Source organism: Actinorectispora metalli, from assembly GCF_056323685.1.
Map to the genome: position 1 here is coordinate 2,016,340 of NZ_JBREYE010000001.1, position 14,075 is coordinate 2,030,414.

Below are 14,075 nucleotides of genomic sequence, written 5' to 3' on the forward strand. Positions count from 1 at the left end.
GAGTTTGCGAATCGGCCTCGGGCGCAGCCGCCTCGTCGAGGGGCGGCCGCCCGGCGGGCGGCGCAGCGACAGCCAGGGTCGAGCCGAATAGGGCGACTGCAACTGATGTTCCTGCCAGGACTCCACCCGCGCGCAGCACGTCGCGTCAGTGGAGCTTCGGCCTTCTTCCGCCGAGCTCACACATGCCTCCCCCTCGGGCGCCTCGGCCCCCGGGTCGTCGGTGTTCACGTGCGCGCGTGCCGCCTTTGACCTCGTAGGTTGGACTGACGCGCGCCAGAATAGGGCCGAGCACCGACAGTCATTCGCCGGGGGCTTGATCGCTACAGAGCGAGTCGATCTATGTCGTTTCCGCAGGTCGTCCGCGGGTCCACGGCCAGGTGATGAGAGCCCACACGGCGGTGCCGATGAGGAACTCCACCAACAGGTACCAGGGCCAGTCACCCAACAGATCCAGGATCGAGCCGGTCGGCGGCTTGGCGTTGAGGAACCCGTAGTTGGTGCCCAGCACCCGGTTGAACACGAACATGACCACGCCCCACGCCACCGTGACGGCGAGGGTGAACCGGAAGCCCGCCCAGTTCGGCCGCTTGCCCGCGCCCCAGGTCAGGAAGACCGCGGCCCAGATGATCAGCAGGTGCAGCCCCCAGAAGCTGAGGAACTGGATGTGCGGGTAGTCCGGTCCGGTCAGCGCGGGCGTGATGAGGCCCTGCGCGGTCAGGGTCAGGCCCCAGAAGTAGGTCAGCGAGAACGCCCAGTCCCGCCAGGTCCACAGCGCGACGGCCGCACTCATCCAGGCCAAGTCGCACAGTTGCAGCGGCAGCGAACTGGCGAGGTCGAACTGGCCGGGCAGCACCGCGTAGAGCTGGGTCGGCACGATGAACAGCAGGATCGCCAGCGCGAAGGCCTTGCCGAATCCGCGGATCTCCGCCGTGCCGCGCAGCCGCCTGCCGATCAGCACCAGCGCAACGCACCCGACGGCGAACAGGGCGAGCACGACCCAGTGGGAGATCCCGTAGGCCGCGAACTGCCGGTCGACCGTGAGCTGCGTCACTCCGTGGATCGTAGCTCCTACCGGCCCTGGCGGAGGTACTCCAACTGCGCGAGAACGGACAGCTCCGCGGCGGGCCACAGCACCCGGTCCACATCGGCGTAGACCACCTCGACGACCTGTCGCGCCGAGGCGTCCTGGCCCAGCGTCGCCAGTGCCGCGCTCACCTGCGTCAGCCGCTGCTCGCGGTGCGCGAGGTAGGCCCTGGCCGCATCGCCCGCATCGGCCAGTTCCGGCCCGTGGCCGGGCAGCACCGCGGTGCCCGGCGGCAGGTCGGCGAGGACCTTCAGCGAGTCCAGGTAGTCGCCCAGCTTCCCGTCCGGGTGCGCGACGACCGTGCTGCCGCGGCCGAGCACGGTGTCACCGGTGAGCACCGACCCGTCGGCATCCAGCACGAAGCACAGCGAGTCCGAGGTGTGCCCCGGCGTGCCGAGCACCCTGATCTCCAGTCCCGCCGCGGTGACCACCTGACCGGGCGCCAGACCTTCCGAGCCCAGCCGCAGCGCCGGGTCCAACGCCAGCACCGGCGCCCCGGTGCGCTGCGCGAAGGCCGCGGCACCCTCGGCGTGGTCGGGGTGGCCGTGGGTGAGCAGCACCAGTTCCACCGGCCCCTGCTCGGCCACCCGGGCCAGGTGCGCGGGGTCGTCGGGGCCGGGGTCCACCACGACGCAGGAGTGCGCGTCGGGGGCCCGCAACAGCCAGGTGTTGGTGCCGTCCAGGGTCATCGCGGAGGGGTTCTCCGCGAGCAGCACCGCGGCGGCGGGGGTGACCTGGCGCAGCACTCCGTACGCGGGATGCTCGGCGCGCTCGCCGACAAGGGGTCGGTCACTCATCGTCCAGCACCGCCCGCACCACGTTCCCGTCCCGCACCAGCTTGGGCAGGATCTTGCCGATGGACCGCTCCTCGGCCAGCACCTCGGCCACCGTCCCGAAGGCCGCAAGCTCGCTGAGCGTGACCCAGGTCGGCGGCATGAGCATCCGCCGCCCGGCCTGCCAGTCCTCGATGGCCTGCTGCGGGGGCTGCCAGCCCGAGGCGAGCGCCTCGGAGGTCTGTCCGTCGGCGGCCTGCCCCGCGGGCAGCGCGGCGACGAAGAACCTGGTGTCGTAGCGGCGCGGCTCCCCGGTGGGCGTCACCCAGTTCGCCCACGGCCGCAGCAGGTCGGCCCGCAGCACGAGGTTCTCCCGCGCCAGGAACTGCGCCAGCGAGAACTCCCTGGTCTCCAGCCCGGCCCGCGCCGCGTGGAAGCGGCCCGCGTCGGCGACGACGGAGTGCTCGTCGGGGCCTGCCAGCAGCACGCCGGACTCCTCGAACGTCTCCCGCACCGCGGCGCACAGCAGGGCGCCCGCCAGCGCGGGCGAGCAATCGAACGCCTTCGCCCACCAAGACGGCGGGGGGCCACTCCAGGCCACCGACGTGTCGGCGTCCCTGGGGTCGACGGCGCCGCCGGGGAAGACCGTCATGCCGCCCGCGAAGGGCATGCCCTTCACCCGGTGCTGGAGGAACACCTCCAGCCCGCCCTCGGTGTCCCGCAGCAGCATCACGGTCGCCGCGTCGCGCGGCCGGACGGGCTGCTCGGGTGCCCGCTCGGGTGCCATCGACCCTGGCAGCACCAGTTCCTCGGGAAGCTCCACAGCGGCCAGCCTACGATGGCGTCGTGCCGGACAAGCTGCGCGTCGGACTGGTCGGAGCGGGACCGTGGGCGAGGACCGTGCACGCTCCCGGGCTCGCCGCCCACCCCGGGACCGAGCTCACCGCGGTGTTCGCACGCAGACCCGAGGCGGCCGACGAACTGGCCGCCGCCCACGGCGCGAAGTCCTGCCGCACCCTGGACGAATTGCTGGACGTGGTGGACGCGGTGGCGTTCGCGGTGCCGCCGTCGGTGCAGGCCGAATGGGCCGTGCGGGCGGCGCGGGCGGGCAGGCACCTCATCCTGGAGAAGCCGCTGGCGGACACGCTGGACGCGGCGCGGCAGGTGGCTTCCGCTGTCACCGAGGCGACCGTGGCCGCGCTGGTGATGTTCACCCTCCGGTTCGCGCCGCAGACCGAGGACTGGCTGGCCACGGCCGCGGAGCGCGGCGGGTGGACCGGCGGCTCCTGCCGCTGGATGTCCGGGGCGCTGCTCGGCGGGCCGTATGCGGGTTCCACCTGGCGGCAGGCGGCCCACGGCGCGTTGATGGACGTCGGTCCGCACGGCATCGACCTGTTGGATGCCGCCCTCGGCGAGATCACCGAGGTGCACTGTGCCCGGATCGGCATCGACGGGCTGGTGACCCTGGTGCTCGGCCATGACGGCGGCGCCTTGAGCACGGTCCTGCTGGGCGGCAAGCTGCCGTTGATGCCCAGCGTGCGGGAGTTCGCGATCTACGGCACTGCTGGTGAGCTCACGCTCAGCGGCCGTCCCACCCCGCCCGTCGAGAGCTACGCACTGCTGCTCGACGACCTCACCGCGATGGTCCACAGTGGAATGACCAGCCATCCCTGCGATGTCCACAGAGGACTGCGAGTGCAGCGCGTCCTGGACGCCGCGCTGACTCAGGTTTATCACTCGAACGAGCAGAGATAACCGGAAACCGCTAACGGCGGTGGGTAATTGTCGATCATCCTGATCACAGTCACGCGCCATTTTCGAGTCGAGGAAGACCCATGGCGACACAGCACATCAGGTTGGCGGGGCAGTCCGGGTTGAGCTACCGGATCGACCCCGAGACTCTGCGCGATTACTTCGAGGACCCGCAGGCGGCGCTTGTCGTGTTGCGGAATTCCTTACAGCGCACGCCCCCGGCCGACCCCGACCTCAGACGTCAGTTCCACACCGAGGTCGGCCTGACGGCGAAAACGTTGGGCGAGTTGGACATCGCCGATGAGCACCTGCGCGCGGCGCTGGATCTCGCGCGGCGGCACGGCAGTCCGAGCAGCGTGATCCTGGCGCGCTGCCGGGTCGCCCAGGTCGTGCACTGGCGGGGCAGGCTGTTCGAAGCCGCTGCGGAGTTCGACGAGGTGCTGCGCGCGGCCCGCCGTGAGCCGGAGCTTGGCGAGCGGCTGTTCCTGGTCTACCAGCACGCGGGCAAGTGCCAGTACGAGCTCGGCGACTGGACCGCGGCCCGCGAGCTGTTCACCACCGCCCGGCGGCTGCGCAGGGAGTTCCACGCCCCGCCGGTGGAGATCGCCGCGAGCGACCAGGCGGTGAACGCCGCCGACGCGGCGGCCACCGCGGTGGTCGTGGCCACCGAACTGGACCGGCTGGTCGCCACCGCGCTGCACCGGATCCGGCCGCATGGCGTCGAACTGCTGCGCAGCCACGGCACCGACCACGCCGAGGCGCTGCTGGAGCCGCGCACGCTGCTGCTCGCCGGTCCGGTGCCGATCGAGACCCTGCGCGCGGTGCACCGCTACACCGATCACGATGCCGAGACCGCGATTCCGGCGCTGATCGACCGGCACTGGCTGCATCGCGACGGCGAGCGGGTGGTGCTCACCGACCGGTCCCGTCCGCTGCTGGAGGGGTTGGTCGAGGTGATCGATGTGGTGGTGCGCGAGGTCTGGGGCGAGCCGACCGAGCTGCTGGCGATGGTGGACGAGATCGCAGGCGCCGCCGTCGGGACCTCGCAGGGCCCGATCTACGACGCCTGGGTCGCGGCGGCGCCCTCCGGCAGCGCGGCGGGCCGGGTGTTCGACCGGCTGTGCGCGCTGCGCTACCACCGCCGGGACGCCCACGCGTCGGCGGCGCAGAACTTCGGCACGGCCGGGCTGAGCGAGGAGAGCAGGCAGCTCATCGACGCCAGGGCGGGGCTCACCGCGGCTCGGCCGTACCGCGGGCTGACCGAGGAAACCCGCGCCGCGCTGGTGGACGCGTTGCGCGGGCTTCCCTCGTGATCAGACCTCGACGATCAGTTCCACCTCGACCGGGGCACCCAGCGGCAGTTCGGCGACGCCGACCGCGGACCGCGCGTGCCTGCCCGCCTCCCCGAAGACCTCACCGAGCAGCTCCGAAGCGCCGTTGAGCACCGCGGGCTGGCCGGTGAAGCCCTCCGCGGAGGCCACGAAGCCGACCACCTTCACGATCCGGGAGATCGAGTCAAGGCCGACTACCGAGTCCACCGCGGCCAGCGCGTTCAACGCGCACAGCCGGGCGTGCTCCTTGGCCTCCTCCGGACCGACCTCGTCGCCGACCTTGCCGGTGGCGACCAGCTTGCCCGCCACGATCGGCAGCTGCCCCGAGGTGTAGACGTGCGAGCCGGTCCGGACGGCGGGCACGTAGGCGGCCAGCGGTGCGGCCACCGGCGGAAGCTCAAGGCCGAGCTCGGCCAGCCTCGCCTTCCATTCCCCCATGCTCAGGCCTCCCTCGGCCGCTTCAGGTAGGCGACGAGCTGCTCGCCCGTCGGACCCGGCTGTACCGTGACCAGCTCCCAGCCGTCCTCGCCCCACTGGTCGAGGATCTGCTTGGTCGCGTGGATCAACAGCGGGACGGTCGCGTACTCCCACTTCGTCATGGGTCGCACTCTATTTGATCGCCCTGTCCCATCCGCTGCCCGCACCCATCCAAACGGCGGACTTCGATCGCGTTCATCCGCGCTAACGTGATCTCCGTGGAGACGTGGCGGATTGTGGCGACCTGCCTGCTGACCGGGGCCGGGCTGATCCTGGTTCTGGTCGCGATGGCGCAGGTGCGCGATCGCCGGGGCAGCAGCAGGCCCGAGGTGATGCGCGCCGGGCTGATCGCGCTGGGTGTGCTCGCGGTGGCCGTGTTGATCGTGGCGACCGTGGCCTCCAAGACCGTCGCCTGGGCGCTGGTGGCCGCCTCCATCGGCATCGTGGTGTTCCTGACCACCGTGGACTGAGCTGTGACGCCTGCCGCAGTGTGTGCCGAGGTCACGCTGCGGCACATCGCCGTTCACCTACGCTGATCGCGTGAGGCCAGGAAGTAGCGGCTGGACCGAGGAGCTGACCAGGGCGCGGCTGCACGTGGTCACCGGCAAGGGCGGCACCGGCAAGACCACCGTGGCGGCGGCGCTGGGCATCGCGCTGGCCGCCGAGGGCCGCCGGGTGCTTCTCGTCGAGGTGGAGGGCAGGCAGGGCATCGCCCAGCTCTTCGACACCCCGCCGCTGCCCTACTCCGAGGAACGCGTCGCCTCCGTGCCCGGCGGCGGCGAGCTCCGCGCGCTCGCGGTGGATGCCGAGGCCGCGTTGATGGAGTACCTCGCGATGTTCTACAGCCTGGGTTTCGCCGGGCGCACGCTGCGCAAGATGGGCGCCGTGGAGTTCGCCACCACGCTGGCGCCGGGCCTTCGCGATGTGCTGCTGACCGGCAAGGTCAAGGAGTGCGTGACCCGCACCGAGAACGGCAGGCACGTCTACGACGCCGTGGTGCTGGACGCACCGCCCACCGGCCGGGTCGCCCAGTTCCTTGACGTCACCAGGGCGATGGCGGATCTGGCCAAGGTGGGGCCGATCAGGGCGCAGAGCGACGGCGTGGTGCGGCTGGTGCACTCCGAGGAGACCGCGGTGCACCTGGTGACCCTGCTGGAGGAGATGCCGGTGCGGGAGACCCTGGACGCCATCGCCGAGCTGGAGACGGCGCAGCTGCGGCCGGGCTGCGTGCTGCTCAACCGGGTGCAGCCCGCGCGGCTGCCCGCCAGATCCATTGCCGCCGCCGCGGGCGGCAAGGTGGACCGCGGGCGGATCAGGGACGGCCTGCTCGCCGCGGGCCTCGAGTTGGACGCCGAGGTCATCGAGGGCCTGGTCGACGAGACCGTGGAGCACGCCATCAGGGTGCACAGCGAACAGCAGGCCAAGTCGCTGCTGGCCGAGTCGGATCTGCCGGTGCTGGAGCTGCCGGAGCTGACCGATGGGATCGACCTGGCGGCGCTGTACGAGATGGCCGAACTGCTGTCCGAGGCGGGGGTGCGATGAACCCCCGTGTCCACCGACCCGAACTGATCGACGTCGACGCGCTGCTCGACAACGCCGAGACGCGGGTGATCGTCTGCTGCGGCTCCGGCGGCGTCGGCAAGACCACCACCTCGGCGGCGCTGGCCGTGCGCGCGGCCGAACGGGGCCGCAAGGCCGTGGTGCTGACCATCGACCCGGCCCGCAGGCTGGCCCAGTCGCTTGGCCTGCGCGAGCTGTCCAACACCCCCAAGCGGGTGGCCACCCCCGGCTTCGAGCCCGACGGCGAGCTGTCGGCGATGATGCTGGACATGCGCCGCACCTTCGACGACATGGTGCTGGCGCACGCCGGGACGCAGCGGGCCGAGCAGATCCTGGCCAACCCCTTCTACCAGACGATCTCCAGCTCCTTCTCCGGCACGCAGGAGTACATGGCGATGGAGAAGCTGGGCCAGCTCGCCGCCTCCGGCGAGTGGGACCTGATCATCGTGGACACCCCGCCGAGCCGGTCCGCGCTGGACTTCCTGGACGCCCCGCAGCGGCTGTCCACGGTGCTGGACGGCAGGCTGATCAAGCTGCTCTCGGCACCGGCCAGGGCGGGTGGCCGCGGCATCGCGCGGCTGGTCGGCGCGGGCTTCGGCCTGTTCGCCAAGGCGGTGTCGACCATCGTCGGCGGCCAGCTGCTGTCCGACGCCTCGGCGTTCGTGCAGGCCTTCGACAGCATGTTCGGCGGCTTCCGGGAACGCGCGCTGGCCACCTACCGGCTGCTGCGCTCGCCGGGCACGGCGTTCCTGGTGATCGCGGCACCCGAACCGGACGCGCTGCGGGAGGCGTCCTACTTCGTGGAGCGGCTGGAGAAGGAGCGCATGCCGCTGGTCGGGCTGGTGGTGAACCGCACCCACCCGGTGATCGCAGCGCTGCCCGCGCCCAAGGCGGCCCTGGCCGCCGACGAGTTGGAGCGTGCGGGCAAGGCGACGCTGGCGGCGGCCGTCCTGCGGCTGCACGCCGACAGGGTGGCCGTCGCCGACCGCGAGAAAAGGCTGCTCACCAGGTTCACCAGGGCGCACCCCGGCGTCGCCATCGTCGGCGTTCCCGCGCTGCCCTCCGACGTGCACGATGTCGAAGGGCTACGCGAGATCGGGCGGCGGCTGGCGGGCGAGTGACGCCCGCCTACCCGGCTTCGCAGACCACCTCCGCATCGCGGGTGTGGGTCTGGCGTGCGTCGGCCAGCAGTTCCAGCCAGGAGTCGACATCCGGGCGCTGACGAAGCAGAGCGCGGCGCTCCCGCTCCGTCATACCGCCCCAGACTCCGAACTCGATCCTGTTGTCGAGCGCTTCCGCCAGGCATTCCGTCCGCACCGGGCACGCGAAGCACACGGTCCTGACCTTGCGCTGTTCGGCGCCACGGACGAACAGACTGTCTGGATCCTCATCGCGGCAACGAGCCCGGACCCGCCAGTCATCTGGGTTGAACGGGTTGAACATGTAGTCCCCCACTGCTCCTACCGTTGGTCTCGACCTCGAACCCACCGCCCCCCGGCGTTGGGCCTCCGGTTACTCGATCACCCGATAGGTAATGCAAATTCCCCGGAGAGGTTGTCGAAGACGTTGACGGACTGTAGAGCCATCCGGTTCCCATAGCGAGACCGGGTCATCCAAGAGAAGGTAAAATCCGCAGATCACCCGTCATCACACTTCACCAATATGGGTGACGCGTAGGCTGGGAGCCGTGCGAGTCAGGGACGGGTTGCTGAAGCTGGCCGGCTTTTGTGTGCTGGCCGGAGTACTGCTGGCGGGCATGTTGTTTCCGGCGGTCGGTGCCATGGGTGTGGTGTCCAACCGCGCGAGCGACACGGTCAACAGCATCTCGGCGGATCTGGTGTCCAGTGATCCTCCGCTGCTGACCACGATGCTGGACAAGAACGGCGAGCCGTTCGCCTATCTCTTCGACCAGAACCGCGTGCTCACGCCGCCGGAGAAGATCGCGGACACGATGAAGGCCGCGATCATCGCCATCGAGGACCGCCGGTTCAACGAGCACCAGGGCGTCGACTGGCGCGGCACCATCCGCGCCGCGCTGGCCAACCAGGCCAGCGGCTCCGTACAGCAGGGTGGCTCCACGCTGACCCAGCAGTACGTGAAGAACTACCTGGTGCACGTGGTGGCCAGGGGCGACAAGACCGAGCAGGAGCGCGCCACCGCGCAGACCCCGGCCCGCAAGCTGCGGGAGATCCGGATCGCGCTGCAACTGGAGAAGCAGCTCAGCAAGCCGGACATCCTCGCCCGCTACCTCAACATCGTGCCCTTCGGCAACGGCTCCTACGGCGTCGCCTCCGCCGCACGCACCTACTTCAACACCACGGCGGACAAGCTGACGGTGCCCCAGGCCGCGATGCTCGCGGGCATGGTCAACAGCCCCGAGGGCCTGAACCCGGTCGCCTACCCCGACCGCGCGCTGGCCAGGCGCAACGTCGTGCTGGAGCGGATGGGCGCCGAGGGCATGCTCAGCCGCGACCGCGCGGAGTCGGTGCGCATCTCCCAGGAGCTGTCCAAGGAGCCGCTGGGCATCGTCAGCCCGCTGAACACGCTGCCCAACGGCTGTGTCGGCGCGGGCGACTCCGGCTACTTCTGCAAATACGTGATGGAGTACCTCCAGCGCGCGGGCTTCTCCAAGGACCTGCTCAACCGCGGCGGCTACTTCATCAAGACCACCCTGGACCGCGAGGCACTCGCACACGCCAAGCAGGCCATCGACGCCGAGGTGCCGCCCAAGGCCAACCACGTGGCCAACACCATGTCCATCGTGCAGCCCGGCAAGGACAAGCACCGCGTCGTCGCGATGGCCGCCAACCGCAAGTACGGCCTGAAGCTGAACGAGGCCGAGACGGTGCTGGGTCTGCCCTTCGACCTCCAGCAGCACGGCGCGGGCTCGATCTACAAGATCTTCACCGCCGCCGCGGCCCTGGAGAAGGGCCTCGGCCTCAACACCGTGCTGCCCACCCCCGAGCTGTACGTCTCGAAGGTCTTCAAGGGCGTCGGCCAGAAGAACTGCCCCGCCGCGGGCAACGGCACGAACTGGTACTGCGTCCGCAACGCGGGCGAGTACAAGGACACCCAGATGGACCTGCGCAAGGCGCTGGCCCTCTCGCCCAACGGCGGCTTCGTCAACCTCCTGGAACGCGTCAGCGTCCCCTCCGCGGTGGACATGGCCGCCAAGCTCGGCCTGCGCTCCCTCGAGACCGCCCCTGCGCTGGACGACCGCCGCAAGGGCCCGGACGGCAAGCCCAACCCGCGTCCGATCGGCCAGTTCTACAAGGATGCCAACATCGGCGCGTTCACCCTCGGCCCGACCCCGACCAGTGACCTCGAACTGGCCAACGTCGGCGCCACCCTGGCCAGCGAGGGCACCTGGTGCCCGCCGAGCCCCATCGAGGCCGTGACCGACCGCAACGGCAAGCCCGTCGCGGTCCGCGAGGACCCCTGCGAGCAGGTGGTGGCCCCCGGGCTGGCCAACGCGATGATGGTGGGCCTGTCCGATGACACCAAGAGCGGCACCGGTGCCAGGGCCGCTCAGCAGTTCGGCTTCACCCGGCCGGTGGCCGCCAAGACCGGTACCTCGCAGGAACACAAGTCCGCGGGCTTCCTTGGCTTCAACCAGCAGCTTGCGGCGGCGGTGTTCACCTTCGACGACACCCCGCGCCCACAGCCGCTGTGCGACAGCGGCGGCGACACCCCGCCCTTCCCGTGCCGGGAAGGCAACATCTTCGGTGGAAAGACCCCCGCCCGGACGTGGATGCGCGCCATGACCCCGATCATGGCGGGCCTGCCGGTCGTGGAGATGCCGCCGATCGAGCAGCGCTACGTCGAGGGCGGCCCGGAAGCCCGCGTGCCCAACGTCGTGGGCAAGAACGTGGCCGAGGCCACCTCGATCCTGGAACAGGCCGGGTACAAGGTGCACGCGGTGGACACCAACAGCCCGCGGCCCAAGGGCACCGTGGTCAACCAGTCACCTCGCGGCGGCGCGCTGCCCGGCGAGACCATCACGATCTACGTGAGCACCGGCTTCGTGCCGCCCCCGGAGCCCAGCCCGACACCCGGCGGGCCACCGAGTACCGGCGAACCACCGCCACCGACGGACGCGCCGGGAATCCCGGAACTACCCGGACCGGGCTTCCCCATCCCGACGGGTTAACCGAATGAGGGGCCGGATCAGCCGGCCCCTCATGTCGTTTCAGCTGGTCTGAAGCTTGGCCCGGACCGCGGCGGCGACCCGGCCTCCTTCGGCGCGGCCCGCGATCCTGGTGTTGGCGGCCTTCATGATCTGGCCCATCTGCTTCTGGCTCGGCTGGCCGCCGACCTGCTCGGAGACCTCGTCGATGGCCTCGTTCACCAAGCGCTCGAGTTCGGCGTCGTCCAGCTGGGCGGGCAGGTAGGCGCCGAGGATCTCGCCCTCGGCGCGCTCGGCGGCGGCCTGCTCGGTGCGCCCGGCGCCGTCGAAGGCCTCCGCGGCCTCCTTGCGCTTCTTCACCTCGCGGGTCAGCACCCGCTGGACCTCCTCGTCGGACAGCTCGCGCGCCGACTTCCCGGAGACCTCTTCGGTGGACACCGCGGCCAGCGCCATCCGCAGCGCGCCCGTCGTCACCTTGTCCTGCCCCTTGATCGCCGCGGCCAGGTCAGCCTGCAATCGCGCCTTCAGCTCTGCCATGGCGCCGACCGTACCGCCAGCCGGAAGAAACCTCGCGTCGGTTTCGCCGTACCCTCGACGTCGTGAATACGTTGGGTCGGATCCTGTTGGGCACCGCGGCCGTCGGCACCGCCACCCTGGGCTATGCCGCGGGCATCGAACGTCGCAGGTGGACGCTGCGCAATGCCACCCTGCCGGTGTTGGACGAACACGCCAGTCCGCTGCGCGTGCTGCACATCTCCGACCTGCACATGATGCCCGGTCAGCGCTCCAAGCAGCGCTGGGTGGCCGAGCTGGCCGAACTCGAACCCGATCTGGTGATCAACACCGGTGACAACCTGGCGCACCGCCGGGCCGTGCCCGCCGTGCTGAGGGCGCTCGGCCCGCTGCTGGACCGCCCCGGCTTCTTCGTCTTCGGCAGCAACGACTACTACGCGCCGCGGCCCAAGAACCCCGCCCGCTACCTGGTGCCCAGCAACAAGCGCATCCACGGCATCCCGCTGCCCTGGCAGGACCTCCGCGCCGCGATGACCGAACGCGGCTGGCTGGACCTGACCCACCGCAGGCGCGCCATCACCGTGAACGGGCAGAAAATCATGGCGGCGGGCGTTGACGACCCGCACCTCAAGCGGGACCGCTACGAGGAGATCGCGGGCCGGGCCGACGGCGACGCGGCGCTGCGGCTCGGGGTCACGCACTCGCCGGAGCCGTGGGTGCTCGACTCCTTCGCCAAGGACGGCTACGACCTGGTGATGGCGGGCCACACCCACGGCGGGCAGCTCTGCGTGCCCGGCTACGGCGCGCTGGTCACCAACTGCGGCCTTGACCGCTCCCGCGCCCGCGGCAGCTCACGCTGGGGCGCCCACATGTGGCTGCACGTCTCAGCAGGCCTCGGCACCTCCCCCTACGCCCCGGTCCGCTTCGCCTGCCCCCCGGAAGCCAGCCTGTTGACGCTGGTCCCACGGTCGGCCCCCACCGCCAACGGCCGCTCGGCCTCCGCGGGCAACACCCGATTCGGAACCGGCCAACCGATCCGCTAAGCTTTGCGAGGCTCCACCGGGGTGTGGCGCAGTTTGGTAGCGTGCTTCGTTCGGGACGAAGAGGTCGCAGGTTCAAATCCTGTCACCCCGACCGGTTGACCGGGTGAGGTGTGTTCGCGGAGATCGCGAACCACAGCACCCGGTTTATTTCTTTTGGGGGCCAAGCCCCCAAAACCCAGCCGGAGGGGCTCCGCCCCCCGGACCCCCCGCGGTTGTGTTGAAGTCTCGGTATGAGCGATGACCGCGTTGCTGGATCTGTTGGTACGGGCGCTGAGTCTGAGGGCCTGGTGCTTGCTGTCGCGGATGCTTGGGCTGCCGCGATTGTGGCCAATGATGGCGAGCGCATTGGGCGGTTTATGGGGGATGAGTGGGTGATGGTGTCCGAGACGGGGATTGCGTCGAAGGAGGCTTTTCTCTCACTGGTGGCTAGTGGGGAGTTGACGCACTCGGCCATGGAGCGGGTTGGGGATGCCAGGGTTCGGTTTTATGGGGGGACTTGTTTGGTGTCGGCTCGGGTGACGAACACGGCTCATTACGGCGGGGCGGTGTTCGAGGCGGATGAGTGGACTACCGATGTGTTCGTGTGGCGTGGGGGGCGGTGGGTGTGTGTGCTCAGTCAGACCACGCCGGTTTCAGGCGGTGGGTTGGGTGCCGCGGACCTTTAGGGAGTCCAGGAGGAGTTCGCTGGCCTGGGTGATATCGGCTACCGCTCGGTCGAAGGCTTCGGCGTTGTGGGGGGCGGGTTTGCGGAAGCCCGAGATCTTGCGGACGTACTGGAGGGCGGCGGCTCGGATGTCGTCCTCGGTGACGTCTTCGGCGTAGGGCGGGCGGAGGGTTTTTATGCTTCGGCACATAAGGCCATTGTCCGCACTTGGCGCCCGCGGTGCACGGGTCTGCGGAATATCGGAGTTGGGCCTAGCGTCGGGGGAAGGTGACGAAAGGATAACGACGATGACGCAGGCTCCGGTGGACAGCCCTACGCCGTGGGTGAACGAGCACATTCAGCGGTATGTCGAGACCGATGGCGCGGAGGGCCACGAGTGGCGGGGGACGACGATCCTGCTGCTGACCGTGAAGGGGCGCAAGAGCGGTAAGGAGCGGCGGACGGCGCTGATCTACCGCGAGGATGGCGGGCGGTATGTGTTGGTCGCCTCCAACGGCGGGTCCACCACGCATCCGACCTGGTACCTCAACCTGCGGGCCGATCCCGAGGTTCGGGTGCAGATCAAGGGTGAGGAGTTTCCGGTCAAGGCCCGCGTTGCGGAAGGCGCCGAGCGGGAGCGGCTGTGGAAGCTGATGACCGAGGTCTGGCCGGACTATGACGAGTACCAGACCAAGACCGATCGGGAGATTCCGGTCGTGGTGCTCGAACGCGCATAACTGCGTGTGGACGGCGCGGGGCGTGATGAGCACCGC

At 70.1% G+C, this 14,075-nt stretch carries 17 protein-coding genes and 1 tRNA gene; 10 read left to right on the forward strand and 8 right to left on the reverse strand.

The window, feature by feature from the left end; translation table 11 throughout:
• Nucleotides 1-337: 337 nt before the first annotated feature.
• The 3 genes from ACU6XJ_RS09280 to ACU6XJ_RS09290 are packed head-to-tail and all read right to left on the reverse strand — an operon-like array spanning nt 338 to nt 2,680.
• Nucleotides 338-1,051 carry a YwaF family protein gene (locus ACU6XJ_RS09280; RefSeq protein WP_476308578.1) on the reverse strand — a complete coding sequence of 238 codons (714 nt, stop codon included), beginning with the start codon at nt 1,049-1,051 and terminating at the stop codon, nt 338-340.
• 17 nt (nt 1,052-1,068) lie between these two features.
• Nucleotides 1,069-1,881 (reverse strand): MBL fold metallo-hydrolase, encoded by an 813-nt coding sequence (locus ACU6XJ_RS09285; RefSeq protein ID WP_476308580.1) that lies wholly within the window; start codon nt 1,879-1,881, stop codon nt 1,069-1,071.
• The gene (locus tag ACU6XJ_RS09290) at nt 1,874-2,680 is read right to left on the reverse strand and encodes an NUDIX hydrolase (protein ID WP_476308582.1); all 807 of its coding nucleotides are present in this window, start codon (nt 2,678-2,680) and stop codon (nt 1,874-1,876) included. Before ACU6XJ_RS09290 ends, ACU6XJ_RS09285 begins: the two co-directional genes overlap by 8 nt.
• A gap of 23 nt (nt 2,681-2,703) precedes the next feature.
• Between ACU6XJ_RS09290 and ACU6XJ_RS09295 the strand changes: the two genes are divergently transcribed.
• Nucleotides 2,704-3,612: a Gfo/Idh/MocA family protein gene (locus tag ACU6XJ_RS09295; protein WP_476308585.1), complete on the forward strand. Its 909-nt coding sequence runs from the start codon at nt 2,704-2,706 to the stop codon at nt 3,610-3,612.
• An 80-nt stretch (nt 3,613-3,692) separates the two neighbouring features.
• Nucleotides 3,693-4,922, forward strand: a complete 1,230-nt coding sequence (locus ACU6XJ_RS09300; protein WP_476308588.1) for a tetratricopeptide repeat protein — start codon at nt 3,693-3,695, stop codon at nt 4,920-4,922.
• Here the strand turns inward: ACU6XJ_RS09300 and ACU6XJ_RS09305 are convergent, their stop codons facing one another.
• Both ACU6XJ_RS09305 and ACU6XJ_RS09310 read right to left on the reverse strand, forming a co-directional pair.
• On the reverse strand, nt 4,923-5,378 hold the full coding sequence (locus tag ACU6XJ_RS09305; RefSeq protein ID WP_476308590.1) for a RidA family protein: 456 nt from the start codon (nt 5,376-5,378) through the stop codon (nt 4,923-4,925). It abuts the gene before it with no gap.
• A gap of 2 nt (nt 5,379-5,380) precedes the next feature.
• Nucleotides 5,381-5,539: a hypothetical protein gene (locus tag ACU6XJ_RS09310; RefSeq protein WP_476308592.1), complete on the reverse strand. Its 159-nt coding sequence runs from the start codon at nt 5,537-5,539 to the stop codon at nt 5,381-5,383.
• Nucleotides 5,540-5,635: 96 nt separating this feature from the next.
• Here ACU6XJ_RS09310 and ACU6XJ_RS09315 point away from each other — a divergent pair, with 96 nt between their 5' ends.
• From ACU6XJ_RS09315 to bagB, 3 genes are all read left to right on the forward strand, one after another.
• A complete protein-coding gene (locus ACU6XJ_RS09315) occupies nt 5,636-5,887 on the forward strand; it encodes a hypothetical protein (RefSeq protein WP_476308594.1) in 252 nt (83 codons plus the stop codon).
• 70 nt (nt 5,888-5,957) lie between these two features.
• Nucleotides 5,958-6,959 (forward strand): ATPase BagA, encoded by a 1,002-nt coding sequence (gene bagA / locus ACU6XJ_RS09320; protein WP_476308597.1) that lies wholly within the window; start codon nt 5,958-5,960, stop codon nt 6,957-6,959.
• A complete protein-coding gene (gene bagB / locus ACU6XJ_RS09325) occupies nt 6,956-8,098 on the forward strand; it encodes an ATPase BagB (RefSeq protein ID WP_476308600.1) in 1,143 nt (380 codons plus the stop codon). Before bagA ends, bagB begins: the two co-directional genes overlap by 4 nt.
• 7 nt (nt 8,099-8,105) lie before the next feature.
• Here the strand turns inward: bagB and ACU6XJ_RS09330 are convergent, their stop codons facing one another.
• Nucleotides 8,106-8,420: a WhiB family transcriptional regulator gene (locus tag ACU6XJ_RS09330; RefSeq protein WP_476313883.1), complete on the reverse strand. Its 315-nt coding sequence runs from the start codon at nt 8,418-8,420 to the stop codon at nt 8,106-8,108.
• Nucleotides 8,421-8,664: 244 nt separating this feature from the next.
• Here ACU6XJ_RS09330 and ACU6XJ_RS09335 point away from each other — a divergent pair, with 244 nt between their 5' ends.
• The gene (locus ACU6XJ_RS09335; RefSeq protein WP_476308602.1) at nt 8,665-11,127 is read left to right on the forward strand and encodes a penicillin-binding protein; all 2,463 of its coding nucleotides are present in this window, start codon (nt 8,665-8,667) and stop codon (nt 11,125-11,127) included.
• A gap of 39 nt (nt 11,128-11,166) precedes the next feature.
• On the opposite strand, the gene ACU6XJ_RS09340 is transcribed toward ACU6XJ_RS09335, so the two are convergent.
• Complete coding sequence (locus ACU6XJ_RS09340; RefSeq protein WP_476308605.1) at nt 11,167-11,640, reverse strand: GatB/YqeY domain-containing protein; 474 nt, start codon at nt 11,638-11,640, stop codon at nt 11,167-11,169.
• Nucleotides 11,641-11,702: 62 nt separating this feature from the next.
• Here ACU6XJ_RS09340 and ACU6XJ_RS09345 point away from each other — a divergent pair, with 62 nt between their 5' ends.
• The 3 genes from ACU6XJ_RS09345 (at nt 11,703) to ACU6XJ_RS09355 (ending at nt 13,324) form a co-directional block, all read left to right on the forward strand.
• Nucleotides 11,703-12,659 (forward strand): metallophosphoesterase, encoded by a 957-nt coding sequence (locus ACU6XJ_RS09345; protein ID WP_476308608.1) that lies wholly within the window; start codon nt 11,703-11,705, stop codon nt 12,657-12,659.
• A gap of 17 nt (nt 12,660-12,676) precedes the next feature.
• Nucleotides 12,677-12,750: transfer RNA gene (locus ACU6XJ_RS09350), tRNA-Pro, on the forward strand.
• Nucleotides 12,751-12,889: 139 nt separating this feature from the next.
• Nucleotides 12,890-13,324: a nuclear transport factor 2 family protein gene (locus ACU6XJ_RS09355; RefSeq protein WP_476308611.1), complete on the forward strand. Its 435-nt coding sequence runs from the start codon at nt 12,890-12,892 to the stop codon at nt 13,322-13,324.
• On the opposite strand, the gene ACU6XJ_RS09360 is transcribed toward ACU6XJ_RS09355, so the two are convergent.
• Nucleotides 13,292-13,513 (reverse strand): DUF2277 domain-containing protein, encoded by a 222-nt coding sequence (locus ACU6XJ_RS09360; RefSeq protein ID WP_476308613.1) that lies wholly within the window; start codon nt 13,511-13,513, stop codon nt 13,292-13,294. The genes ACU6XJ_RS09355 and ACU6XJ_RS09360 overlap by 33 nt on opposite strands.
• Nucleotides 13,514-13,610: 97 nt before the next feature.
• On the opposite strand from ACU6XJ_RS09360, the gene ACU6XJ_RS09365 reads away from it, so the two are divergent.
• A complete protein-coding gene (locus ACU6XJ_RS09365; protein WP_476308616.1) occupies nt 13,611-14,039 on the forward strand; it encodes a nitroreductase family deazaflavin-dependent oxidoreductase in 429 nt (142 codons plus the stop codon).
• Nucleotides 14,040-14,075: the final 36 nt, after the last annotated feature.

Bases quoted from the DNA above. Each gene is read 5' to 3' on its own strand.
- ACU6XJ_RS09285 (WP_476308580.1), bottom strand. From the start codon at position 1,881: ATGAGTGACCGACCCCTTGTCGGCGAGCGCGCCGAGCATCCCGCGTAC.
- ACU6XJ_RS09300 (WP_476308588.1), top strand. From the start codon at position 3,693: ATGGCGACACAGCACATCAGGTTGGCGGGGCAGTCCGGGTTGAGCTAC.
- ACU6XJ_RS09305 (WP_476308590.1), bottom strand. From the start codon at position 5,378: ATGGGGGAATGGAAGGCGAGGCTGGCCGAGCTCGGCCTTGAGCTTCCG.
- ACU6XJ_RS09310 (WP_476308592.1), bottom strand. From the start codon at position 5,539: ATGACGAAGTGGGAGTACGCGACCGTCCCGCTGTTGATCCACGCGACC.
- bagB (WP_476308600.1), top strand. From the start codon at position 6,956: ATGAACCCCCGTGTCCACCGACCCGAACTGATCGACGTCGACGCGCTG.
- ACU6XJ_RS09330 (WP_476313883.1), bottom strand. From the start codon at position 8,420: ATGTTCAACCCGTTCAACCCAGATGACTGGCGGGTCCGGGCTCGTTGC.
- ACU6XJ_RS09340 (WP_476308605.1), bottom strand. From the start codon at position 11,640: ATGGCAGAGCTGAAGGCGCGATTGCAGGCTGACCTGGCCGCGGCGATC.
- ACU6XJ_RS09355 (WP_476308611.1), top strand. From the start codon at position 12,890: ATGAGCGATGACCGCGTTGCTGGATCTGTTGGTACGGGCGCTGAGTCT.
- ACU6XJ_RS09360 (WP_476308613.1), bottom strand. From the start codon at position 13,513: ATGTGCCGAAGCATAAAAACCCTCCGCCCGCCCTACGCCGAAGACGTC.
- ACU6XJ_RS09365 (WP_476308616.1), top strand. From the start codon at position 13,611: ATGACGCAGGCTCCGGTGGACAGCCCTACGCCGTGGGTGAACGAGCAC.